Origin of the sequence: Polaribacter marinaquae, from assembly GCF_038019025.1 — a bacterium.
Taxonomy (GTDB): Bacteria; Bacteroidota; Bacteroidia; order Flavobacteriales; family Flavobacteriaceae; genus Polaribacter; species Polaribacter marinaquae.
The window spans coordinates 1,056,294-1,080,936 of sequence record NZ_CP150496.1; the positions used below are offsets into that span (position 1 = coordinate 1,056,294).

Annotated in this window: 20 protein-coding genes; 14 read left to right on the forward strand and 6 right to left on the reverse strand. The window is 29.1% G+C overall.

The window, feature by feature from the left end:
• The first annotated feature begins 119 nt into the window (after positions 1 to 119).
• The 13 genes from WG950_RS04825 to WG950_RS04885 all read left to right on the forward strand — a co-directional run bounded on the left by WG950_RS04825 (position 120) and on the right by WG950_RS04885 (position 16,755).
• Positions 120 to 908, forward strand: coding sequence for an MBL fold metallo-hydrolase (locus tag WG950_RS04825; protein WP_340934494.1), 789 nt, complete (start codon positions 120 to 122; stop codon positions 906 to 908).
• A 16-nt stretch (positions 909 to 924) separates the two neighbouring features.
• Positions 925 to 1,446: a superoxide dismutase family protein gene (locus tag WG950_RS04830; RefSeq protein ID WP_340934495.1), complete on the forward strand. Its 522-nt coding sequence runs from the start codon at positions 925 to 927 to the stop codon at positions 1,444 to 1,446.
• Between the two features lie 296 nt (positions 1,447 to 1,742).
• Complete coding sequence (gene trmD / locus WG950_RS04835; RefSeq protein ID WP_340934497.1) at positions 1,743 to 2,426, forward strand: tRNA (guanosine(37)-N1)-methyltransferase TrmD; 684 nt, start codon at positions 1,743 to 1,745, stop codon at positions 2,424 to 2,426.
• A gap of 24 nt (positions 2,427 to 2,450) precedes the next feature.
• On the forward strand, positions 2,451 to 3,923 hold the full coding sequence (locus tag WG950_RS04840) for a glycosyltransferase family 39 protein (RefSeq protein WP_340934498.1): 1,473 nt from the start codon (positions 2,451 to 2,453) through the stop codon (positions 3,921 to 3,923).
• 118 nt (positions 3,924 to 4,041) lie between these two features.
• Complete coding sequence (rplS, locus tag WG950_RS04845) at positions 4,042 to 4,392, forward strand: 50S ribosomal protein L19 (protein ID WP_077808769.1); 351 nt, start codon at positions 4,042 to 4,044, stop codon at positions 4,390 to 4,392.
• Positions 4,393 to 4,717: 325 nt separating this feature from the next.
• Entirely contained in the window at positions 4,718 to 6,943 is a 2,226-nt protein-coding gene (locus tag WG950_RS04850) for an NADP-dependent isocitrate dehydrogenase (RefSeq protein ID WP_340934501.1), read from the forward strand.
• Between the two features lie 155 nt (positions 6,944 to 7,098).
• Positions 7,099 to 9,477, forward strand: coding sequence for a TonB-dependent receptor (locus WG950_RS04855; RefSeq protein ID WP_340934504.1), 2,379 nt, complete (start codon positions 7,099 to 7,101; stop codon positions 9,475 to 9,477).
• Positions 9,478 to 9,481: 4 nt separating this feature from the next.
• The gene (locus WG950_RS04860) at positions 9,482 to 10,312 is read left to right on the forward strand and encodes a DUF4249 family protein (RefSeq protein WP_340934506.1); all 831 of its coding nucleotides are present in this window, start codon (positions 9,482 to 9,484) and stop codon (positions 10,310 to 10,312) included.
• Positions 10,313 to 10,364: 52 nt separating this feature from the next.
• Complete coding sequence (murQ, locus tag WG950_RS04865; RefSeq protein WP_340935239.1) at positions 10,365 to 11,177, forward strand: N-acetylmuramic acid 6-phosphate etherase; 813 nt, start codon at positions 10,365 to 10,367, stop codon at positions 11,175 to 11,177.
• Complete coding sequence (locus WG950_RS04870; protein WP_077808764.1) at positions 11,174 to 11,419, forward strand: DUF6095 family protein; 246 nt, start codon at positions 11,174 to 11,176, stop codon at positions 11,417 to 11,419. Before murQ ends, WG950_RS04870 begins: the two co-directional genes overlap by 4 nt.
• Before the next feature lie 2 nt (positions 11,420 to 11,421).
• Positions 11,422 to 12,429 (forward strand): DUF6695 family protein, encoded by a 1,008-nt coding sequence (locus WG950_RS04875; RefSeq protein WP_340934507.1) that lies wholly within the window; start codon positions 11,422 to 11,424, stop codon positions 12,427 to 12,429.
• A gap of 100 nt (positions 12,430 to 12,529) precedes the next feature.
• Complete coding sequence (locus WG950_RS04880; RefSeq protein WP_340934510.1) at positions 12,530 to 15,436, forward strand: PEP/pyruvate-binding domain-containing protein; 2,907 nt, start codon at positions 12,530 to 12,532, stop codon at positions 15,434 to 15,436.
• Positions 15,436 to 16,755: a hypothetical protein gene (locus tag WG950_RS04885; RefSeq protein WP_340934511.1), complete on the forward strand. Its 1,320-nt coding sequence runs from the start codon at positions 15,436 to 15,438 to the stop codon at positions 16,753 to 16,755. The genes WG950_RS04880 and WG950_RS04885 overlap by 1 nt, the downstream gene beginning before the upstream one ends.
• Here WG950_RS04885 and WG950_RS04890 read toward each other — a convergent pair.
• The 3 genes from WG950_RS04890 to WG950_RS04900 form a co-directional block, all read right to left on the reverse strand.
• Positions 16,752 to 19,571 (reverse strand): Npt1/Npt2 family nucleotide transporter, encoded by a 2,820-nt coding sequence (locus WG950_RS04890; RefSeq protein WP_340934513.1) that lies wholly within the window; start codon positions 19,569 to 19,571, stop codon positions 16,752 to 16,754. The genes WG950_RS04885 and WG950_RS04890 overlap by 4 nt on opposite strands.
• A gap of 22 nt (positions 19,572 to 19,593) precedes the next feature.
• Positions 19,594 to 20,499, reverse strand: coding sequence for a serine hydrolase (locus WG950_RS04895; RefSeq protein ID WP_079738386.1), 906 nt, complete (start codon positions 20,497 to 20,499; stop codon positions 19,594 to 19,596).
• 92 nt (positions 20,500 to 20,591) lie between these two features.
• Positions 20,592 to 21,074, reverse strand: coding sequence for a DinB family protein (locus WG950_RS04900; protein ID WP_077808758.1), 483 nt, complete (start codon positions 21,072 to 21,074; stop codon positions 20,592 to 20,594).
• A 230-nt stretch (positions 21,075 to 21,304) separates the two neighbouring features.
• Between WG950_RS04900 and WG950_RS04905 the strand changes: the two genes are divergently transcribed.
• Complete coding sequence (locus WG950_RS04905; protein ID WP_340934516.1) at positions 21,305 to 22,267, forward strand: hypothetical protein; 963 nt, start codon at positions 21,305 to 21,307, stop codon at positions 22,265 to 22,267.
• Between the two features lie 191 nt (positions 22,268 to 22,458).
• Here the strand turns inward: WG950_RS04905 and WG950_RS04910 are convergent, their stop codons facing one another.
• The 3 genes from WG950_RS04910 to WG950_RS04920 form a co-directional block, all read right to left on the reverse strand.
• Positions 22,459 to 22,635, reverse strand: a complete 177-nt coding sequence (locus WG950_RS04910) for a hypothetical protein (RefSeq protein ID WP_340934518.1) — start codon at positions 22,633 to 22,635, stop codon at positions 22,459 to 22,461.
• 6 nt (positions 22,636 to 22,641) lie between these two features.
• Positions 22,642 to 24,333 (reverse strand): energy-dependent translational throttle protein EttA, encoded by a 1,692-nt coding sequence (ettA, locus tag WG950_RS04915; RefSeq protein WP_079738383.1) that lies wholly within the window; start codon positions 24,331 to 24,333, stop codon positions 22,642 to 22,644.
• 62 nt (positions 24,334 to 24,395) lie between these two features.
• Positions 24,396 to 24,578 (reverse strand): CAL67264 family membrane protein, encoded by a 183-nt coding sequence (locus tag WG950_RS04920; protein ID WP_077808755.1) that lies wholly within the window; start codon positions 24,576 to 24,578, stop codon positions 24,396 to 24,398.
• Between the last annotated feature and the right edge of the window lie 65 nt (positions 24,579 to 24,643).

The window sequence follows — 24,643 nt, forward strand, 5'->3', positions numbered from 1 at the left end:
GCGGTTTTTAAAAGATATTTAACAAAACATTAAAAAAGGTTTCAGAATTAAAAAAAGCTTAACAGAAAAGGAAATTTAAAGTTCTTATCTTTGATAAAATCATAAAAAAATACTCAATAATGAAACTTAAAATAACATACTTATTAATTGTAGCTTTTTCTATTTTTTCTTGTAAAAAAGAAGAAACTAAAAAACAAAGCGAAGAAACAGTTACATCAACAGAAAAAACAACCAATACTTCTGATTTAAAGATTACACCAATTTCGCATGCAACTGCTGTATTAACTTTTAAAGACGAAATTATTTATTTAGACCCAACTTTAGGTCAAGAGGCTTTTTCTGGTTTTAAAAAACCTACTTATGTTTTAATTACTGATATTCATGGTGATCACATGGATTTAAAAACACTAAAAGCTCTAGACCTATCATCAACAAAAATAATAGCACCAAAAGCGGTAGCAGAAAAAATTAAAGACATTAATGCAAAAGAAATTATTGTAATTAATAATAGTGAAACTAAAAGTTTTACAAATTTTAATGTAGAAGCAATTCCAATGTATAATTTAAGAGAAGAAGCTTTAAAATTTCACTCTAAAGGAAGAGGAAACGGCTATATTTTAACCATTAATAACGAAAGAATTTACTTTTCTGGAGACACAGAAGATATACCAGAAATGCGCAATCTAAAGAATATTGACAAAGCATTTATTTGCATGAATTTACCTTATACTATGACGGTAGAAAGTGCTGCAGATGCTGTTTTAGCTTTTAAACCAAAACAAATTTACCCATATCATTACAGAGGTACAGAAGGTTTAAGCGATGTTGCTAAATTTAAAGAAATCGTAAATAAAAACGATAATTCTATCGAAGTTGTGCAGCTAGATTGGTATCCGAATAGAAAATAATTAAAAAATATATTATATGAAGTATTTTAAAAAAACATCATTATTTCTTTTAACAATTATAATTTTAAGCGCCTGTAGTTCAAATCCAAAAAAAGCAGTTGCTGTTATTAGCCCAAAAAGCGGTAGCGATATTTCCGGAACTGTAACTTTTATAGAACAAGATGGTATAGTTACCATGAAAGCAGAAGTAAAAGGCCTTTCTAAAGGAAATCATGCAATTCATATTCATAAAATTGCTGATTGTTCTTCGGATGATGGAAAATCTGCTGGCGGACATTGGAATCCGACCGAAAAAAATCATGGAAAATGGTTACAAGATCCTTTTCATATTGGTGATATAGGAAATTTAGTTGTTGATGAAACCGGAAAAGGTTCTATTGAAAGAAAAACAGATTTGTGGGCAGTTGGCGGCGAAAATGATTTAAAAAATGTGGTTGGTCATGCGATTATAATTCATCAAGGACCCGACGATTTTAGCTCTCAACCTTCTGGCGCAGCAGGTGCAAGAATTGGTTGTGGAGAAATTACTAGAAAATAATATCTAAAATTATTGCCAAATCTTTTTACCAATGAATGGTAAAAATTAAAAAAACATCTATCATCAAAATAGTACTACTATTTTGATGATAGATGTTTTTATTATCAATCTTCTTTTTTCTAGTTTTTTTAAGTTAACAAATTGTTTGTTTTTATAAAATCCATAGAAAAGTTTTAGAAAAAATAATAATAATAATTAAAGAATTTGCAGAATCAAATAAATGGAAAGAAGTTTTAAAAAAATAGCCAATTAAAAAAAGTTATTTTATAATTCTTTAAAAAACTTACATTTGCAAAATGCGAATAGATATTATTTCAGTTGCTCCAGCCTTATTAGAAAGTCCGTTTAATCATTCTATAGTTAAACGCGCTAAAGAAAAAGGATTGGCAGAAATTATAATTCACAATTTACGCGAATACGGTTTAGGAAACTATAAACAAATAGACGACACACAATTTGGTGGTGGTGCAGGTATGGTTATGATGATAGAACCGATTGCAAACTGTATTAGAAAGCTACAATCTGAAAGAAAATATGATGAAATAATTTATATGACTCCGGATGCCAAAACATTAAACCAAAGTACTGCAAACACACTTTCTTTAAAAGAAAACATCTTAATCTTAACAGGACATTATAAAGGTGTAGATCAAAGAATTCGAGATTTATTTATAACTAAAGAAATTTCTATTGGAGATTACGTGTTAACTGGAGGCGAATTAGCTGCTGCTGTATTAGTTGATGCTGTGGTTCGATTAATTCCGGGAGTTATTGGTGATGAACAATCTGCACTTACAGACTCTTTTCAAGACAACTTATTATCTCCGCCAGTTTATACCAGACCTTCAGATTTTGAAGGAAATAAGGTTCCTGAAATTTTATTATCTGGTAATTTTCCAAAAATTGATGATTGGAGAACTGACAAAGCTTATGAAAGAACGCAAGAAATAAGACCAGATTTACTAGACGAAAATTCGTAAAAAAACATTTTAAATTTTATTTATTTGGAAACATTACTAAATTACATTAAGCAAAACAAAGCAATTTCTTGGGTTTTAGGTTTTCAATTATTTAGAATTTTACTTTTACCATTTATGGGCTTAATGCCTCAAGATGCGTATTATTATTTATACGGACAAAATTTATCTTTATCTTATTTTGATCATCCAGGAATGATTGGATATATTTTAAGATTATTTACAGATATTTTTGGCACCTCTATTTTTGCAGTAAAATTTGCCGATTTTTTTATTACCTCTTTAACTATTCTTAGTTTTTATAAATTAGCTTCTTATTTTTTATCCAAACAAAAATTACAACGAGCTTTTGTATTATTAGCTTCTACCATATTTATTTCGATTTTATCGTTTAACTCAACACCAGATGTACCTTTATTATTATTTTGGTCACTAAGTTTAATTAGCCTTTACAAAGCAATTTTCGAGAGTAAAAAATGGTATTGGGTTTTTGCTGGTTTGGCAATGGGACTTGCATTTAACAGTAAATACACTGCTATTTTATTGCAATTTGGTTTGTTAGCATTTTTAATTTTTTCTAATAAATATAGAAAATTGTTACTATCACCGTGGTTGTGGTTTTCTTTAATAATTTCTGTTGCAGTTACTTTTCCTGTTTGGTATTGGAATTATCAAAACGATTTCGCTTCGTTTGCTTTTCAATCATCAGAAAGAACAAGCTCTATAACAGAATTTAAAATTTCACCAAACTATTTCTTTGGCGCAATTGGCCATCAAATGTTTTTATTGCTGCCTGTTTTATTTCTAATTTTTATAACTTTTACTTTTAAATATGTAAAAAGAGCTGTTACAAAATTTAAAATTCCGCAAACTAAAACATTGTTTTTATTAGCTTTTTTTATTCCAACTTTTTTAGGTTTCTTTTTATTGACACCTATATATTGGGTAAAATTAAATTGGATGATGCCATCGTACATCACCGGAGTAATTATTGCAGGAATGTTTATCAGTAAAAAATTACTAAAAATTCAGCTTATATTTTCTATTGTATTTCATTTGTTAGTTAGTTTACAAATTATCTTTTATCTAGTTCCTATTAAGAGTGATGACACTTGGGTTGGATGGAAAGAATTAGCAACAGAAACAGAAAAATTAAAAGAACAATATACAGACGCTTTTATTTTTTCTAATGATAACTATAAAACTTCGGCAGCACTAAACTTTTTTATGGAAGATAAAGTGTACGCCCAAAACATTATTGGTTTACCAGCTTTACATTTTGATTATTTAGACGACAATTTAAATGATTTAAAAGGTAAAAGCGCAATTTTTATAGATTCTGATAAGCGTTTTAAAGACAAAAATAAATTAGGTGAAATTGATAGTTTATTAACTAATAAATTTAAAAAAGTAACTGAATTAGAACCAATTATCATCAAAATAAACAATAAACAGAGTAGAAAATTCTGGATTTTCTATTGTACTGACTATCAACCTTAAAAATAGTTCGCATTTAGTTTTTAGAACTAAAAAAAAGTACTACTTTTGCAACCGCTAAATTAACCTCTGACGAAAAAATCGTGAATGTTGTTTTACAAAACCAATTAAATTAAAAGATATGGAATCTTTAGTAAAATTTGTACAAGACGAATTTGTAACAAAAAAAGAATTTGCAGAATTTGCAGCAGGTGATACAATCACTGTTTATTATGAAATTAAAGAAGGTGAAAAAGTACGTACTCAGTTTTTTAGAGGTGTAGTTATTCAAAGAAGAGGTGTAGGAGCTTCTGAAACTTTTACTATCAGAAAAATGTCTGGTACTGTAGGTGTAGAAAGAATCTTTCCTGTAAACTTACCTTCTATTCAAAAAATTGAAGTTAATAAAAGAGGTAAAGTTCGTAGAGCTAGAATCTTTTACTTTAGAAGTCTTACTGGTAAAAAAGCTAGAATTACAGAAAAAAGAAGATAATTCTTCAATTTATAAAAACACTAAAAAGCGCTGTTTTATTACAGTGCTTTTTTTTGTTTTAAACTTATTTAAAACCGTCTATATTAAAAGGCTGTCACCCAAAAATTAAACTCAATAAAGATGAACAAATAGTTAAATTTTGTTTAACTTTTCGAATAAAAACATATTCACACCAATACATGCTTTTTATTATCAATCCCCTATAAAAACAAGGTAATTAATAACAATTAAACAATTAGAATTTCACATTAAATTCATAAATTTGTTCCACTTTTTTTACGAAATCCATTTCGTATAAAGTTTAATTTCTAAAAAACAATTAAAAATGAGCAAAATAGCCAAAATTGTATATACAAAAACTGATGAAGCTCCTGCTTTAGCAACACGTTCTTTTTTACCAATAGTAAAAGCATTTACAAAATCTTCTAATATAGAAATTGAAGTAAAAGATATTTCTTTAGCTTCTAGAATTCTTGCTAACTTTTCTGATTATTTATCAGAAGAACACAAAGTAGAAGACGCTTTAGCATATTTAGGTAATTTGGCTAAAAAGCCAGAAGCTAATATTATTAAATTACCAAATATTAGTGCCTCTGTACCACAGTTAAAAGCTGCAATATCAGAATTACAAGATTTAGGCTATAGTTTACCAGATTATCCAGAAGAAGTTACTACAGATGAAGATAAAGCTGTATTAGCTCTTTATAATAAGGTAAAAGGATCTGCAGTAAACCCTGTTTTAAGAGAAGGTAATTCTGACAGAAGAGCGCCAAAAGCTATTAAAAATTATGCACGTAAAAACCCACATTCTATGGGTGCTTGGGGTGCAGATTCTAAAACACATGTAGCTACAATGAGCGAAGGTGACTTTGCACATAACGAAAAATCTGTTACAATAAATAATGCTACAAACGTAACAATTACACACGTTGCAGATAATGGAACTAAGACTGTCTTAAAAGAAAATTTATCTTTAATTGATGGTGAAATTATTGATGCAACTGTAATGAGCAAAAAAGCATTGCTTTCTTTCTTAGATAAAGAATTTGCAGATGCTACAGCACAAGGCGTTTTACTTTCTTTACATATGAAAGCGACTATGATGAAGGTTTCTGACCCAATTATTTTTGGTCATGCTGTTAGAACTTATTTTAAAGAATTATTTGAAAAACATGCTGCTACTTTTGAAGAAATTGGAGTTGATGTTAACAATGGTTTCGGTAACTTATTAAGCAACTTAGATGAAGTATCTGCAGAAAAGAAAACAGAAATTCTAGCTGATATCGATGCTATTCTTGCTAAAAATGCAGATTTAGCAATGGTAAATTCTGATAAAGGAATTACTAATTTACACGTTCCTTCTGATGTAATTATTGACGCTTCTATGCCAGCAATGATTAGAACATCTGGAAGAATGTGGAATTCTAAAGGAGAATTACAAGATACAAAAGCAGTAATACCAGATAGTTCTTATGCAGGTATTTATGCTGCAACTATAGATTTCTGTAAAAAGAATGGTGCTTTCGATCCTACAACAATGGGTACAGTTCCTAACGTTGGTTTAATGGCTCAAAAAGCAGAAGAATATGGTTCTCATGATAAAACTTTTCAAATGTCTGCTGCTGGTAAAGTTATAGTTACAGATGCTGATAACAACACTTTATTAGAGCACAATGTAGAAGAAGGAGATATCTGGAGAATGTGTCAAACTAAAGATTTACCAATTCAAGATTGGGTAAAATTAGCAGTTACTAGAGCAAGAGCCTCTAAAACACCTGCTGTTTTTTGGTTAGATGCTAACAGAGCTCACGATGCAGAAATCATTAAAAAAGTAAATACATATTTACCAAATCATGATACTTCTGGCTTAGACATTAGAATCTTATCACCTATAGAAGCTACAGAATTCACTTTAGAAAGAATTGTAAAAGGAGAAGACACAATTTCTGTTTCTGGTAACGTATTAAGAGATTATTTAACAGATTTATTTCCTATTTTAGAAGTTGGTACATCAGCAAAAATGCTTTCTATAGTTCCGTTAATGAATGGTGGTGGATTGTTTGAAACTGGTGCCGGAGGTTCTGCCCCAAAACATGTACAACAATTTATAGAAGAAAACCATTTACGTTGGGATTCTTTAGGGGAATTTTTAGCATTAGCAGTTTCTTTAGAGCATTTAGGTACTGTTAACAACAATGCAAAAGCAATTGTATTATCAGAAACTTTAGATGATGCAACAGATAAGTTTTTAGATAACGATAAATCTCCATCAAGAAAAGTTGGCGAATTAGACAACAGAGGTAGTCATTTTTATTTAGCAATGTATTGGGCTGAAGGATTGGCTAATCAAGATAAAGATGCAGACTTAAAAGCTACGTTTACCAAAATCGCAAACGATTTAAAAGAAAATGAAGCTAAAATTGTATCAGAATTAAATGAAATTCAAGGTAGCGCTAACAATATTGGTGGTTATTATCAACCAACAGATAGTTTAGCAGATGCTGCTATGAGACCAAATACTTTACTAAATTCTATTTTAGCAAGTATTTAATCTTTAAAATTATAGTATTATAAAATCCGGTGTTTTACACCGGATTTTATTTTTTATATAAATACGATTCTTATTCTAAATTTTTAACGTTCTATTAAAATTAAGAATTGTACTTTTGTTTAATTAATTATTACTGCAATTAAACAAAACAAAAAATGCTACGTAAAAAACAACTATTTGTTTTCTTTCTCTTTCTTGGTTTGTCAATTTTAGGACAAGAAAAAATTACACTTAGCGGTACTGTTTATGACAATACTAATAACGAAACCTTGATTGGAGTTTCAATTTATTTCCCTGAATTAAACGCTGGTACAACAACCAACGAATACGGATTTTATTCAATTACAATTCCACAAGGAAACTACAAAATTCAATTAAGTTACTTAGGTTACGCTACACTTTTAGAAACCATTAATTTATCAGAAAAAACTACAAAAAACTTTAAACTTTTTGAAGCTACAGAAAGTCTTAATGAAATAGTAATTGAAAGTAATATTGAAAAACTTAATTTAAAAACACCACAAATGAGTGTTAATAAATTAACTTCTTCTACCATAAAACAAATTCCGGTTGTTTTAGGTGAAGCAGATATTATTAAATCTCTAATTCTTTTGCCAGGTGTTACAAGTGCTGGTGAAGGTGCTTCTGGATTTAATGTAAGAGGTGGTGCTGCAGATCAAAATTTAATTTTATTAGACGAAGCAATTGTTTTTAATTCGTCTCATTTATTTGGTTTTTTCTCGGTTTTTAATCCTGATGTAATTAAAGATGTTCGATTATATAAAGGTGGTATTCCTGCAAAATATGGCGGAAGACTTTCATCTGTTTTAGATATTTATCAGAAAGAAGGAAATAGTAAAGATTTTAAAGTTACTGGTGGAGTTGGTTTGGTTTCTTCGAGATTACTTATCGAAGGTCCTTTAGAAAAAGAAAAAAGTTCTTTTTTAATTGGTGGTAGATCTTCTTATGCTCATATTTTTTTACCTCTTTTTGATAATGACAACAAAGCCTACTTTTACGATGTAAACACAAAAATAAACTACCGATTTAACGACAAAAACAATTTATTTTTATCTACTTATTTTGGTAAAGATGTCTTCGGATTAAGTGATAATTTTGTAAACGATTACGGTAATACTGTGGTAAACTTACGCTGGAATCATTTATTTACAGACAAATTATTTTCTAACTTATCTTTAATTTATTCTGATTATTTCTACGGATTGATTCTTGACTTTGTCGGTTTCGAGTGGGATTCTGGCATTACAAACTTCAACCTTAAATATGACTTTAATCATTATGTGAGTGAAAAAGTAAAATTAAGTTACGGAATTAATAATATCTACATCAAATTTAATCCCGGAGAAATAATTCCGAATAGAGAAGATTCTGGTATTGTTGCAGAAAAATTAATTGACAAATATGCAAATGAATTTGCAGCTTATATTGATGCTGAACATAAAATTAGTGACAATTTTAGACTACAATATGGTGTTAGATTTAGCAATTTTACTCGATTAGGGCAAGATGAATTAAACAACTATGCAAATGACCAAGCAGTTGTATATAATTCTGAATTTAAAAAATACGAATCTGCAGAAGCAACTGGCGTAGAAAACTATAAAAGAAGCGATGTACTTGCAAGTTTTAACAATTTAGAACCAAGAGTTTCGATGTCTTACATTTTAGATGATAATTCTTCTATAAAAGCGAGTTACAATAGAATGGTACAATATCTACACTTGCTTTCCAATACCTCTTCTCCTACTCCGTTAGATGTTTGGACGCCAAGTGGAACCTTTGTAAAACCTCAGCAATTAAATCAATATGCTGTTGGTTATTTTAAATCTTTTAATGAAGGGAGATACACATTAGAAACAGAAACTTTTTACAAAGATATTAGCAATAGAATCGATTATATAAATGGCGCAAATTTAATTGCGAATAACGAAATTGAAACCATTATTTTAAATGGTAAAGCTAGAGCTTACGGATTAGAAATGTTGTTCAAAAAAAATGAAGGAAAATTTCAAGGATGGCTTTCTTACACACTTTCTAAATCAGAACAATTAACTGCAGGTAGAACTGCTGAAGAGCCAGGAATTAACAACGGAGAATGGTACAGCACACCATATGACAAAACACATGATTTTTCTGTAAATGCTAGCTACAAATTAAATGATAAGTGGAAATTCAATTCTAATTTTGTATTTCAAACAGGTCAACCAACAAATTATCCGGTTGGGCAATACGAATACCAAGGTTTAAACGTGCCAATTTATGATGATAATAGACGAAACTCAGACAGATTGCCAAACTACCATCGTTTAGATATTTCTGCAACTTTAAATCCAAAAAAAAATAAAAACAGAAAATGGCAAGGAGAATGGGTTTTTGGTATTTATAATGTTTACGGAAGACAAAATGCAGCTTCTTTAGCTTTTACACAAAACCAAGAAACTTTTAGAAACGAAGCTGTACAAACATCAATTTTTGGTTTAGTGCCATCTGTAACTTACAATTTTAAATTTTAATAAGATGAAAAAGATATTTTTTTACGTAACGTTAATTGTCTTACTATTTTCTAATTGTGAAAAAGTTATAGACGTAGATGTACCAACCATAAATCCTAAATTAATAATAGACGCATCTTTCGAAGTCTATTTTGATGAAAGCCCGGTTACCGCAAAAACTATTGTAAAACTTAGAGAATCTGCAGATTATTTTGAAGAAACTATTCCTACAGTTACAAATGCAACTGTTTTTCTAACAAATTTATCAGATAATTCTGTTATTAATTTTTCTGATATAAATGCCACTGGAAATTACGAACCGATAACCGATTTTTTACCAGAAGATAATATCGAGTATGAGTTAACGGTTATTTACAACAATGAGACTTTTAAAGGAAAAGCTACTAAAGTAAAATCTACACCATTTATTAGTGTAGAGCAAGGTGATGAAACTTTATTTACTGGGAACGAAACTGAATTAAAAGTTTCTTTTGAAGACGACGGAAATACCGAAAATTTTTATGTTTTAGATTATACAAACAATATATTTTTAACACTAGATGACAGATTTTTTAACGGAGCGGTTTATAATTTTTCTTCTTTTTATCAAGAAGATGAAATAGAATTACCCTCAACTGTTACCATCAAATTATCTGGTATTTCAAAAAGTTATTATACATATTTCGAAATTTTAACAAGTCAAGCAGGTGGTAATGATGGTGGCCCTTTTCAAACAGCACCAACAGCTTTATTAGGCAATATTATCAATACTACTAATGATGATAATTATCCTTTAGGTTATTTTCATATTTCTGAAACTGATACTTTTGAAATTAGTTTGGTAGAAAAAAACTAAAACTTCAATTAAATCATCATTCAAGAATACAAAAAATCTGTATTTTTGAATGATGACATTTATAAAAACTACAGAACAAGACTCTAATTACAATCATCTAGAAAAGATGTCTGTAAAAGAAGTATTAAAAAATATCAATAAAGAAGATAAAACAGTACCATTAGCTGTAGAAAAATCTTTACCTCAAATAGAGAAATTAACAAACAGTATTGTTAGTAGTTTAAAAAAAGGTGGAAGACTATTTTATTTGGGAGCTGGTACTTCTGGTAGATTGGGTGTTGTAGATGCCTCTGAATGTCCGCCAACTTTTGGTGTTTCTTATGATTTAGTGGTTGGCATTATAGCTGGCGGAGATGTTGCCATTAGAAAAGCTGTTGAATTTGCAGAAGATTCTAAATTACAAGGTTGGCAAGATTTACAAGAACATAAAATAACTAATAAAGATATTGTTGTGGGTATTGCTGCATCTGGCACAACACCTTATGTTATTGCTGCTTTAGAAAAATGTAACGAGAATAATATTGCTACAGGTTGTATAACATGTAATAAAAATAGTCCGTTAGCGAAGGTTTCAAACTTTCCTGTAGAAGTTGTTGTAGGTTCTGAGTTTGTAACCGGAAGTTCTAGAATGAAAGCTGGAACTGCACAAAAATTAGTTTTAAATATGCTATCTACAACTACCATGATTCAGTTAGGAAAAGTCAAGGGAAATAAAATGGTAGACATGCAACTTTCTAATAACAAATTGGTAGAAAGAGGTCAAAAAATGTTAGCATCAGAATTAAATATCGACTTACAAAAAGCAGCTGCATTATTAGAAGAATTTGGTAATGTTAGAAATGCAATAAAAAATTATACGAAATGAGCACAGATGTAAACTTATTAGGCAAGGGTTTAAAACATATCGGAATCTTAATTTTACTTTTTATTGTTTCTCCTATTGTCTTAACAATGGCTTTTAAAGCTTTAAAAAAGTTTGAAGATACTTCGCAAGAATATCTTTCGTATATCTTAATTGTTGTTGCAGTTATTTTAATAGTTTTTACATTGTACTTTGCTTTTAAAACGTTTCAAATATTATTAAAAGCAATATTTAATAATTCTTAACAATGCAACATTCAGACGGAATAATCATTATTCTTTCGTATCCAGATACGGTTGTTAGACCTGCTTATTGGGAAACTTTAAGTAATTTTTGGCCTAAAATTGGTATTGGTAGCAAACACGCTGTACAAGCTGGTCATGCGGCTTTATTGTTATTAGAAAAAGGAAATAAAACCATAAAATATTTCGATTTTGGCAGATACATTACAACGTATGGTAATGGTCGTGTTCGATCTGAAGAAACAGATCCGGAGTTAAAAGTTACAATAAGTGCTGAGTTTCAAAATGACAAATTAACAAACTTAGAAGAAATTTTACTTTGGATAGAAAATAATCCTGAAAAAACCCATGGAGATGGCAGATTGGTGGCTAGCGTTCATGATGAAATAGATTTTTATAAAGCAGACAGCTTTATAAAAAGTTTACTTAATGCTAGAGAAATTCCTTACGGTGCTTTTTTAAAAAACGGTACAAATTGCGCAAGGTTTGTAACCGATACTATTATAGCTTCTACAAATAATAAAAAGATTGGTAAGCAGTTAAAAAAATCTAATTTACTTACTCCTAGCCCAATAGGCAATGTTATTAAAGCCAATACAAACAATACTATTTATTGTATCTATAAACAAGAAATTAAAACTTATTTAAATAGATCTATTTTAAAAGAATACAAAGCTTCTTTTTTTAAAAAATTTAACGGTGAACCTAATTTAAAAGGAACTGAAAAACCAAATTTAGAGATTTTTAACCTACAAAACGGAACTTGGTTAGGCGGAATAGGAAGTGGTGCTTGGTTTAGAATTGAAGAAAAAAAAGATGATCAAACTTATAAAATAGCCAGGTATGATGCTAAAGGAAACAAAGATTTTGAAAACTTCTTTTTATTAAATGAGCCTAATTTTAATCATCTAGAAAATTATACCTTTATTCACCCAACAAATTGTAAAGAAGTTTATATTCAACAAAATAACATCAAATTCACTTTCAAAAAGACTGTTTTAAAAGCAAATTAAACGATTTTTAACTCAATCAATTTTTTTGTTACTCTATTCAAGTTTTAAGATATTTTATTACATTTTAAAAATCTAGATTTGTTATATCAAACAACAAATCATGAAAACAAAACTACTACTCTCTTTTGCTTTTGCATTATTATTTGGAACTACAAATTATGCAAAACAAAAATCTAATAATGATATAAAAAAACTAATATCTTCTTACAAAAAGGATATTCGCGGACCTTATTACCGCATAAAATGGTATTGTAAAGATGGTTCTGTTAGAGATTCTAAAGATCCTTGTCCAGACTCTATTGGTGGTGGTATTCAGCATGCGTCTTTTAAAGAATCTGCATTAGATTTAAGAAAAACAAATCACTTATTCTTTGGAGAAATCTTAGCTAGCTTAAACAATCAAGATTTTTTAGATTCAGAAAATAATTATAGTAGATTAAAACAATATCAATTAGGTAAATATCTTGCAAGTATAGATGATGGTTGGGTTCTTAAAAAAGGACAATACTACAGAGGTTCTGTACAATCTGAGGATGAAGAAGCTTGGGGAAAACAGTTTTTTGAAACTGTTTTAAAAGACGATAGTTTTGTTAACAATAATTACTATTTGGTAAGACAAGCTTTAAAAGATATACCACACAATGGAGATTCTAATATTGCACAACAAATGCGCAGCGAATCTAAAGTTCTGGCAGAAGAAATACCAGAATTTATGGATATCAGAATTAAAATTCATGGCAATCCAGAAAAAACAGATATTTATTTGGTTGAAAGTTTTATCAAAAAAAATGCTTCTAAAATAGATTCAAAAGAGAAGAAAATTTTTGACAAACTTTTACAAACAATGCAAGAGTTTTATGCTCCTTTAAATTATAAAACTATTGCTAATGAAATTTCTAAAATAAAGGATAAAAATAACGTTTTAAGTAGTTTAAATGATTTTTTAAATGAAGACAAATCTAATTTAAGTGCAAAAGATATTGTTATAAAAATTACAGAAAATTTAGACTTTTTAAGATATAATATTACGCTATTTAATAATAGTAAAGATCGTTTGGCTCTTTTAGATTTAACTAATCAATTAGAAAAAATTTTATTAATCGAAACTCAAAAGTGGCAACCCGCTACTTTAGAAGAAACCATCTTAAAAACACAAACTTTAACATGCGCTTCTTACGCTACAGGTTTAGTTGAAGCCTGGGAATTCGATTTGATAAAACCAATATATGCAACAACACTACTAAATGATAAGATAACACTAAAAGACTTAAATTCTTTGGTAACTAGTGCGAGAAGAGTTGTAGAATGGAGTACATCTTTAGTAAAAGCAAATTATCAAGAAACGGTAAATAAATATGCCGATTTTGAATCTTTTGCTTACGGTTTTATTGATGATAGAATTCGAAATTCGGTTACTCTTAACCTAGGGGAAACGGTAAGCAAACTAAATACTTTTGCTTCAGATATTTCTAATGTTAACAATAACGTTATGAATATTAGCAACCAAGGTGCAATTAGAGGTTTAAATCCTGGTTATGCGTTTGGTAAGTTAATTGTTGTTGATGGTAATCCAGAAAATATCGAAGTGAACACTAACAATATTTATATTTTTCAAAAACCACCTTCAGATTTAAAACCTGTAGCTGGAATTATGACGGTTTCTGAAGGGAACTTAGTTTCTCACGTACAATTATTAGCAAGAAATTTAGGGATACCAAATGCCGCTTTGTCTAGTGATAATTTAAAATCATTAGAAAAATATGCGAATAAAAATGTTTTTTACGCTGTTTCTAATAAAGGGAATGTTATTCTAAAATTAGAGAATGACATGTCGGATGAAGAGCAAAAATTATTCAACAAAAAAGAAAGAACTAAAAATATGATTACGGTACCAACCGATAAATTAAGGTTAGATGTATCTAAAATTATAAACATGAAAGATGTTAAAGCATCTGATTCTGGTATTCTTTGCGGTCCGAAAGCTGCAAATTTGGGTGAATTAAAAAACCTATTTCCAAATAAAGTGGTTGACGGAATTATTATTCCTTTCGGAGTTTTTAAATCGCATATGAATAAAGAAATGCCATCAAAAAATAAAACTTACTGGCAATTTTTAAATGAAACTTTTAATAAGGCTACTCAATTAAAAAAAGGAAATGTTACTGAAGATGAAATCGAAAAAATTGTAATAGCATCTTTAAAAGAATTACATACAGCTATTTTAAATATAGATTTAGACGCTTCTTTTATAAAAGATTTAAAAAGTAATTTTTCATCAGTTTTTGGAGATAATTTAGGTAATGTTCCTGTTTTTTTAAGAAGTGATACTAATATGGAAGATTTAAAAGAATTTACAGGAGCTGGTTTAAACCTAACGTTGTTCAATATTTTAAAGGAAGAGAAAATTATAAATGGAATAAAGCAAGTTTGGGCTTCTGCATATTCTGAAAGAAGTTTTAAATGGCGTCAGAAATACTTATTAAATCCAGAAAATGTGTATCCATCAATATTAATCATACCAAGCGTAGATGTAGATTATTCTGGTGTAATGATTACCAAAGGGATAAATGAAGGTGCTGAAAATGATTTAACGGTTGCTTTTAGCAGAGGCGCTGGTGGTGCTGTAGATGGGCAATCTGCAGAAACAAGATTAATTACAGATAATAGCAGTTTTTTATTAAGTCCGGCAAGACAACCAGATTATATTAGACTTCCTGCAACCGGAAACACTAAAAAGTATTATACCACTTTTAACAAACCTATTTTAAATTACAATAACATTAACGAAATAAGAGAATTAGCATCAGAAATAAGAGAGAAAATAGGGAAGCAAAATGACGATAATCATGCTTACGATGTAGAATTTGGTTTTAAAGATGATAAACTTTGGTTGTTTCAAATAAGACCATTTGTAGAAAATAAACAGGCAAAAAGTTCTGAATATTTAAACGCAATTTCACCAAAAACTGACAGTAACAAGGAAATTAAATTAAAAGAAAAAATATAATGATTAAAGGGAAACATTTATTAATAGCCATTTTAGTTTTGGCATCATTTGGTTTTATCAAATACCCGATTGATGGTTATGAAAGCACAGGAATTGCAAGATTATATCAACTTAGAAAATTTCAATCAGATAGCGTAAGATATACAAGAATACCTGCAGGAGCTTATAAAAAATTAGCAGATATAAAACTAAATTTAACCAAAAGAAAAAAAGATAGTGTAAATGATTTATTAATTTCTGATAAAGATTTTGAAAGAAAATTAAAGAGAATTATTCCTTCTGGCGCTTACTCTATGACTGCTTTAGACATGAGTAATCCTGATAATTTAAAATATGCAGAACATAGAGAAAATGTAGGTTATCAACCAGGTAGTGTAGGTAAAATTGCTGTTTTATTGGCTGTTTTTGATCAACTGCAAAAACTGTGTCCAGATTCTTTTAAAGAAAGAGCAAATTACTTAAAAAACATAAAAGTTACTGCTAGATATTGGGGAACAGGAGATCATCATACCATACCAATTTATGATATCGAAAAAGATAAATTAACAAAAAGACGGGTAATTGCTAGTGATGAGTTTTCTCTTTATGAATGGTTAGATCATATGGTTTCTGTAAGTAATAATGGTGCAGCAAGTGTTATGTATAGAGAGGCAATGTTAATGGCTGCATTTGGTCAAGATTATTTCTTTTTAGATGCTGAAAAAGCAGAAAACTATTTTAAAGAAACACCTAGAGATTCTTTAACAAACTTGGCGCATTCAGTAGTAAATCAACCTTTAAGAAAATTAGGAATTACCGAAAATGAATGGAAATTAGGCGGAATGTTTACAAGACCTGCCGGAAAATATGTTGGTCGAAAAGGCGGAAGTATTGGTACACCAAAAGGATTAATGAAATTTTTATTACAATTAGAACAAGGTAATGTTGTTGATGAGGCTTCTAGTTTAGAAATGAAAAGACTTTTATACTTAACGGATAGAAGAATTAGATACGCAAAATCACCACGATTAGATAGTGCTGCTGTGTATTTTAAATCTGGTAGTTATTATAAATGCGACAGAGAAAAAAATCCTGATTGTAAAAGTTATGCCGGTAATGTTTTTAATTATATGAACTCTGTGATTATTGTTGAGCATCCTAACGGAATAAAATACATTGTTTGTTTGATGTCTAATGTTTTAAACAAAAACTCTGCCGGAGCACACATGTATCTTGCTAGTAAAATTGACGATATTATAGATGAAGCAAACCCAACGGTAAAACCAATTATTAAAGAAGAAGAGTATAAAACTGATTCTGAAGAAGAAGAAAATAATTAATTGTTATTTGAGATAAAAAGATGATATGTTTTAGTTGCCAAAGCTTTAACATCTACATTTTTAAATTGTTTTAAGGGAAGCAAAACAGAAATTAAGTTCTTGTTGTTAGATATTTGAACATATTTAATAACAAGAATTTTTAATTTAAAATTCCCCATTCTAATAATTCTTCTAAGAGCTTTTCTTTCTTTTATCGGGTTTAAATTTATAATAGTAGCTTTGTAATTAGCATCATCAACTACATAATACTCTATAATTGGCAAGACCATCGTTTTAATTTTACTTTGTAAAATATTGTCTAAAAACTCTAACGAATTAATTTTGGCTTCTTTTATTTCACTCTGAATTCCGACATAAGTCATCTTTATATCTTCGGCATTATACAACAAACTTAAAAGATTAAATATTGCTTTTAAGTTGTTATCTAATAGTATTTCTAATTCTGAAATTAAATTATTTCTAACTACATTTAATTCTGTTATTCCTTCTTCGGATAAAGAGCTCTCTAAGTTTATTAAATTTTCTATTGAAGTAATAATTTCTAATGTATTTTTATAATAATTACTTTCTCTTAAAATTTGATTTTTAACAACACGGTTGCTTACAGATAAGTTTTTATTTTTCTTTAGAATTTTAATCAAAGAATTAGAGGCGTATAATCTTGTTACTGCATTTCGACTTCTTAGTAAACGCAATAAGATTTTTACAGATTTTTCATTTTTAAAAGACTCTACAATTCTAGGTAAATGTTTTTTTATAGAGGGTTTTAAAATTCCTTTTTTATCGAGTTTAAAAAGGTAATCGATAATTTTAGGTCCGTAGTTTTTAAGCGCTTTTACAGCCCTTTTACGATATTTCTTTTTTAGTAAAAGATTTAATAAATCGTCAATAAAAATTTCATCCGAAGTTATACCTGCAGAAATGGTTGCAAACTTAGCAATATAAGGATTACTGTTTTTTAAGTGCTTGCTAATTAAATGATAATTACTCGTCATTCTTACATACGCAATGCTCATTAATAAACCAGCTAAAACTTCTTGTCTATCAGATAAATTACCATTATTTAAAGCAACTACTTTTTCATCTAACCTACCTAAAACATTGTATTTTAAGCCTAGTTTTGCATTATTATAGCTTTGTTTTGCTAAAGAATGTAATGCTCCGTTTGCGATATACTCATTAGAATGATTTAAATATTTATTAAAAAATGACGTATCAGAAATTGGCGAATGAGCTAAAATATAATCCAAAGCAATGTAAACTAATAAATCATCTTTTTCATAAACAAGAACTTCTACTTTATCTAGAATATTAACACTCTCAAAAGCATCTAAATATTCTATCGCTTTTGTTTTTATTTTATTTGAAGGATGTTCTAAAAGCCTAATTATTGCCTGATTAAAATTGGTTTGCTTATAATCTTTTAATCGATTTAAAGCACTTAAAATAGCTTCTTCATTTCCGCTAGAAAGAATTTGCTTAAAATCGGCAATTGTATTTGTACGCTTTTTACTTTTTACATTTTCTAATGTAAGCGTTTTCTGAATATTCTCTTTAAAAGACGTAAAATAAGCTTCTCTTAGCTTGTAGATAAACAAGATCCACACAAACGTAAAAAAGAGAATAATTACAGTGATGTATGTTGTATCTAAGTTTAATCTTTTAATTAGAAAAATTAATAAAAACCCAGCAAAACCAGTTGCTATACTATCGATTACAACATCGATATAAGACTTTGCTTGATTTTTAATTTGAATAGGAATTGGCATAATAGACAATTCTACTGCAGCTTTATTAACAGATTGTTTCGCGCTACCATCAATACCTTTTATGATGATTAAAACCCATAATTCTGGAAAGGTTAAAAACAATAAACTACCAAATGCAATAGTTAATGGTAAAATTAACAAGGTTGTAGAAACCCCCAATCTTGTTAAGACTTTATTGGTTAAAAATAACTGAATTACCAATGCAATTACATTAAATGTTGAAAACCAAAAACCAAAAAATGCAGCCAAATCATCAGAATCTGGTAATGCTTTTTGAGCAAAATCACTAAATTGAAAATCTACTAATTTTGCTACTACTACTCCAATTCCTGTAATTAAAGCAATATATGTTAAGTGCTTTGAATTTTTAATCAGCTTTAAAGAAGAACTTTCTAAGTTTTCTTGATCTGCAATTACTTGTTTTCTTTTAAACGTATTTAGAAACTTAATTTTTAAATTGTAAACTTTCTTTAAAATAGGAATGCACAATAAAATTAAAGCCGCCGCCATAAAAATAGCGACTTCATTACCAAAACTAGTTGCAATAATACTTGTTAAATATCCGCCGAATATACCTCCAGAAATTGCACCTGCCCCTATAAACCCAAAGTTTCTTTTTGCTTCTCTTGCATTAAAAACCATGTTTGCAAATAACCAAAACTGAGAAGTAGCAACTACAGCAAACAAAGAAATAAATGTATAATAAAAGTATAATAACCAATTGCTAATAACTGTAAACTTAATTATTAAAGCTAAAGCTATAAAGGCAATACTAAATATTATTAATGAGATTACGGTTACTTTTACCAAAGAAAAATATCTAATGGCTCTGTTGTAAAAATAGGAAGTTAAAACTGCCACACTTGCCACTAAAAGATATCCTAAAGGCAAACTATCTGCACCTAATTTAGAAACAAAAAGTGCATTTACAGTTGGTTTAACTATTAATAAAGTAGTTATTATGATAAAAATATATAAGAACATAAAAAAAGAGATGCTTATTTCGTCATCTCTTAATCCAAATGTTTTTGATATAATTTTTTTCACGATTTAATTGCCTTTTAATAGACTATAAAGAACGTGTTTTTTTTAATACTTTTTCTAATGGTCTTACTAAGTTTCTAATTATTTGTTCACCATAATCGTTATCAATTAAAGCAACAATAATATATTTTCTTTCTGGACCCCAAACTAAGGCAGAATCAGAATGGTAATTTCTCCAAGAACCCGATTTTCTATAAATAGTTGCTTGTGGTGCAATTTTATCTAAAGTGTTTACAAATTTATGATGCAACTTTGGGTCTTTCATAATTTCTAACATTTCTGTAGAACGTTCTGTACTAATTAAATTACCTAAAGCTAATTGATAATAAAAGCTACAAACTTGTCTTGTAGTTGCTGCATGACTTAAACCTTTTAAAGGATCTGGATTTCTTTTACCAGAAGCTGCATATCTTTTTCCTACCCATAAACCTCCACCAACTTTTTCGTCGTATAATTTATTTTTAGGAGCTCTTAATACCTGTTCAATTTTTTTATAACCAAGTCTATCAATCATTCTTGTAGAAGCCTGATTATTCGATTTACTAATCATTAATCGTAAATCTTTTTTAATTTCATCAGTATACTCTAATTCTTTATTTTCAATGGCATCCATAGCCGCCAAAAGAATGGCTATTTTAGGTAAACTTGCGGCATACATCATAAAATTATCATTCATACCAGCATATCTATAATTTGTTGCATCACTTAGATCTACAATACCAATAGACATTTGCTTACCTGCAATTAATCGTTTCCATTTTTTATTGGAATTAATCTCATTAACCAAAATTGTTTTTAACTGCGGATCTTCTATTTGAGCAATAGGATCGATTTCTGCAACATGGCTTATCGGTAAGCTTTGTCCGTAAACAATAGTAGATAATAATATTGTAAGTGTTAATAAATGATTCTTAATTTTCTGTAAATACATATTTTAATTATTTTATTAATAACTATCTATATAATACAACATATATACCATCTTACAAGCTATAGATGTTAATGTTATCTAAAAATACAAAATTAACGCTTTACTGTACTTGGATTAAAACCAAAATCTGCAACAGGTAATTCGATACCTAATTGATAAATAAGATAACCTATACTTGCATAATGGTGTGTGGTATGACTTTGTGCTTGCATTAACGCAGCTGCAACTGTATAATTAGCCGTTTCATTTCCTAAACCTACATTATCACAAATTTTAACGCTTTTATTAAAATCTTCTGTAGAAATCTCATTCAATCTTTTTATAACAGTATTAAAATACTCTAGCCCAACGCTAGTTTCATTCTCTGCACACTCATTTCTTTCTCTTACAGAAAGGTCTATATAACCATCTTCTAAGCCATTAAAAATACAAGAGTAAACGTCTAAAATATGTCTCATATGACAACCAATACTTGAGTGATACGGTCCTACGGACTTATTTCTGTATTGATCATCAGAAATATTTTTTAATAATTGTACTCCTCTTTGTAAATTCTGCTCGATGGCTTCAATCATAAATAATTTTTGTTAACAGTCGTAAAAAGTTTTTCTAATTTACAAGATATTTACGACTTTTTAAAATTCATAATAAACTACAAAACAACATATTAGATAAATTATTTTATACAAAATAACCATTTTACAATCATATCTATAATTTTTTGGCACGCTCTTTGAAAATAACTAAACCAAATGCGGATGTCGAAAAGCAATTAGAGTAGACAAAACCCTTAAAACCATATATTATGAAAAAAGGTGTACTTATTTTATTAGGATTGTTCATGATGGTTTCTACTGTTGAAGCCAAAAACGGCAACTATTTACCAAACAACATTAGGGTTAATTACTCTTATAATGACGCTGTAAACTTTACAGAAAGAGGAATTGATTTTTTTATTTTCACAAACGGAGATTTCGATTTTGACACAAATTATAACAACACATATTACGATTATAATGGCGTTAGAACAAGAACTACAGGCGTTACAATTAAAAGAGATTTTAGAGGACGAATTAGACGTGTTGGTAATGTTTTTATTAATTATGATTATAGAGGAAACGTATCTAGAGTTGGTAATGTCTTTATGAGGTATTATAGAAACAGACTTACCAATGTTGGTAACCTTACTGTAAAGTATAATAGATTCGGAGAACCAATTTTTTACGGTGATGTAAAAGACAACTATTATTTTGATAACGGAGTTCGAATAAATCTAAATATAGGAAGCATTTATAATTATAATGATGCCTATTTCTTTAAGAGAGACTTTAGAAGAAACTTTACAAAGTTTAGAGAAGATAGTAGATATTATTACTATAGATCTAACAAAAATAGTAAAGGAAAAAGAAACAATATTATAAGACGTAGAAAACCTGTTACTAAAAAAGCGACAAATACCAATAGACGTCATATAACTTATAGAAAGGCAAATACTACTAGAAACAATAACAATTCTAGAAATAGCAATACTAATAGAAATGAAAATACTAGAACAACTAGAAATACAAAATCTAATAGAAACAATTCTATAACAACTCGTAGAAATAATACAGTTGATACAAGAAGAAAAGTTGAAACTAAAAAAGACAATTCTAAAAGAACTGTTACCAGAACAAAAAAAGTAGTTACTAAAAAACCAGTTGTAAGAAAAAGAACAACTAAAAATAAAAAGGAAAATAAAGTAACTTCTAGAAGAAGAAATAATTAAAAACAGGTGTTTATACCTGTTTACAAAAACAGAGATTATTTTACATTTGTAAAATCAATTTATGATTTCAAAAATGCTTAATGATTGATGAATTGTGATAGGAGAAGTAGAAGTTAAAAGTCCCATTTTTTTAATAAAAAATGGGACTTTTTAATTGTATTTATATTATTTATGATGTTAAGGTTTTGTTTCTAAAAACCAAAACCACTATCAAAACAGGTACCTGGTACAGGCTCATCTATACACGTTTGCCCTCCGTTACCATCACTATAACATTTTTCTCGAGTCTCACAATCACTTTCTTCTTCACAAGAATAAAAAGATACCAATAACAATAATACAGTTATTTTAAAGATATATTTTTTCATAACTTATTATCGTATTAACTTTTTGTATTTAATACGTTTTGGCATTAAATCTCCACCTAAACGCTTCTTCTTATTCTCTTCGTAATCAGAGAAAGAACCTTCAAAGAAATATACTTCACTGTTACCTTCAAAAGCTAAAATATGTGTACAAATTCTATCTAAAAACCATCTATCGTGACTAATTACAACCGCACAACCAGCAAAGTTTTCTAAACCTTCTTCTAAAGCTCTTAAAGTATTTACATCTAAATCGTTTGTTGGCTCATCTAAAAGTAAAACATTTCCTTCTTCTTTAAGTGTCATGGCCAAATGCAATCTGTTTCTTTCTCCACCAGAAAGTGTAGAAACTTTTTTGTTTTGCTCGCTTCCAGAGAAATTAAAACGACTTAAATAAGCACGAGAATTCACTTGCTTACCACCCATCATAACTAAATCTTGTCCATCAGAAAAGTTTTCCCAAATTGTTTTATCAGGATTAATATCTGAATGTGCTTGATCTACATATGCAATTTTAGCTGTTTCACCTACTTTAAAACTACCGTTATCTGGGTTTTCTTCTCCCATAATCATTTTAAAGATAGTTGTTTTACCAGCTCCATTTGGCCCAATAATACCAACAATACCTGCTTGCGGAAGGTTAAATTCTAGGTTTTCATATAAAATTTTATCATCAAAAGCTTTAGAAACTCCAGTAGCTTCAATAACATTGGTACCTAATCTTGGTCCGTTTGGTATAAAAATCTCAAGTTTTTCATCAACTTGTTTTTGATCTTGACTCATTAACTTGTCGTAATTTTTCAAACGAGCTTTCTGCTTTGTTTGTCTACCTTTAGCACCTTGTTTTACCCATTCTAACTCTCGTTCTAATGTTTTTTGACGTTTAGAAGCTGTTTTGCTTTCTTGTGCCATTCTATTAGATTTTTGATCTAACCAAGAAGAGTAATTTCCTTTCCAAGGAATTCCTTCTCCTCTATCCAATTCTAAAATCCAACCGGCAACATTATCTAAGAAATATCTATCGTGTGTTACAGCAATTACCGTTCCTTTATATTGTGCTAAATGATGCTCTAACCAATGTACAGATTCTGCATCTAAATGGTTTGTTGGCTCATCTAATAATAAAATTTCTGGTTCTTGTAATAAAAGTCTACATAAAGCAACTCTTCTTTTTTCTCCACCAGAAAGTACACCTATTTTCTTATCAGAATCTGGCGTTCTTAATGCATCCATAGCAATTTCTAACTTGGTATCTAATTCCCAAGCATTGGCAGCATCAATTTTATCTTGTAACTCGGCTTGTTGCGCCATTAACTTTTCCATCTTATCGGCATCAGAATATACTTCTTCTAAGCCAAACATGTCGTTAATTTTGTTGTACTCATCTAAAATGGCAACAGTTTCTGCAACACCTTCTTTTACAACTTCTAAAACAGTTTTTTCTGGATCTAATTGTGGTTCTTGCTCTAAATAACCTACTTTATAACCTGGCGAAAAAGTAACATCACCTTGAAAGTTTTTTTCTACACCTGCAATAATTTTTAACAAAGTAGATTTACCAGAACCGTTTAAACCAAGAATACCAATTTTGGCACCATAGAAAAAACTTAAATATATATCTTTTAAAACTTGCTTTCCTGTAGATTGATAGGTTTTAGAAACCTTATTCATCGAAAAGATAACTTTCTTATCGTCGCTCATTTTTATTATTTTATAAAATTTATTTTTGAAAAATTTGCTACTAAACTTAGTAGACTTAAAAACTATACTCTTCCTTTTAGGGCATTAAAAACCCAAGCAATCGCAAAAAAACCTACACCTACAGAGGCAAAACCATAACCTGCAACATCATCATATCTAAAAGCACCTAATGCAATTAAACCCAAGCCTACAAGTATCATTATAAATGTTGCCCACGCAAGCACTGTATTCTTATTCATTCCCATAATTTGTAAATCGTTATTTATGGCGCAAATATCGTTAATTTATTTCGTTTCTAAAACTTGTTAAA

Bases quoted from the DNA above. Each gene is read 5' to 3' on its own strand.
- murQ (WP_340935239.1), top strand. From the start codon at position 10,365: ATGACATTTATAAAAACTACAGAACAAGACTCTAATTACAATCATCTA.
- WG950_RS04900 (WP_077808758.1), bottom strand. From the start codon at position 21,074: ATGATTGAAGCCATCGAGCAGAATTTACAAAGAGGAGTACAATTATTA.
- WG950_RS04895 (WP_079738386.1), bottom strand. From the start codon at position 20,499: ATGTATTTACAGAAAATTAAGAATCATTTATTAACACTTACAATATTA.
- WG950_RS04880 (WP_340934510.1), top strand. From the start codon at position 12,530: ATGAAAACAAAACTACTACTCTCTTTTGCTTTTGCATTATTATTTGGA.
- WG950_RS04825 (WP_340934494.1), top strand. From the start codon at position 120: ATGAAACTTAAAATAACATACTTATTAATTGTAGCTTTTTCTATTTTT.
- WG950_RS04850 (WP_340934501.1), top strand. From the start codon at position 4,718: ATGAGCAAAATAGCCAAAATTGTATATACAAAAACTGATGAAGCTCCT.
- WG950_RS04905 (WP_340934516.1), top strand. From the start codon at position 21,305: ATGAAAAAAGGTGTACTTATTTTATTAGGATTGTTCATGATGGTTTCT.
- rplS (WP_077808769.1), top strand. From the start codon at position 4,042: ATGGAATCTTTAGTAAAATTTGTACAAGACGAATTTGTAACAAAAAAA.
- WG950_RS04870 (WP_077808764.1), top strand. From the start codon at position 11,174: ATGAGCACAGATGTAAACTTATTAGGCAAGGGTTTAAAACATATCGGA.
- WG950_RS04920 (WP_077808755.1), bottom strand. From the start codon at position 24,578: ATGGGAATGAATAAGAATACAGTGCTTGCGTGGGCAACATTTATAATG.
- WG950_RS04830 (WP_340934495.1), top strand. From the start codon at position 925: ATGAAGTATTTTAAAAAAACATCATTATTTCTTTTAACAATTATAATT.
- trmD (WP_340934497.1), top strand. From the start codon at position 1,743: ATGCGAATAGATATTATTTCAGTTGCTCCAGCCTTATTAGAAAGTCCG.
- WG950_RS04855 (WP_340934504.1), top strand. From the start codon at position 7,099: ATGCTACGTAAAAAACAACTATTTGTTTTCTTTCTCTTTCTTGGTTTG.
- WG950_RS04860 (WP_340934506.1), top strand. From the start codon at position 9,482: ATGAAAAAGATATTTTTTTACGTAACGTTAATTGTCTTACTATTTTCT.
- WG950_RS04885 (WP_340934511.1), top strand. From the start codon at position 15,436: ATGATTAAAGGGAAACATTTATTAATAGCCATTTTAGTTTTGGCATCA.
- WG950_RS04875 (WP_340934507.1), top strand. From the start codon at position 11,422: ATGCAACATTCAGACGGAATAATCATTATTCTTTCGTATCCAGATACG.
- ettA (WP_079738383.1), bottom strand. From the start codon at position 24,333: ATGAGCGACGATAAGAAAGTTATCTTTTCGATGAATAAGGTTTCTAAA.
- WG950_RS04910 (WP_340934518.1), bottom strand. From the start codon at position 22,635: ATGAAAAAATATATCTTTAAAATAACTGTATTATTGTTATTGGTATCT.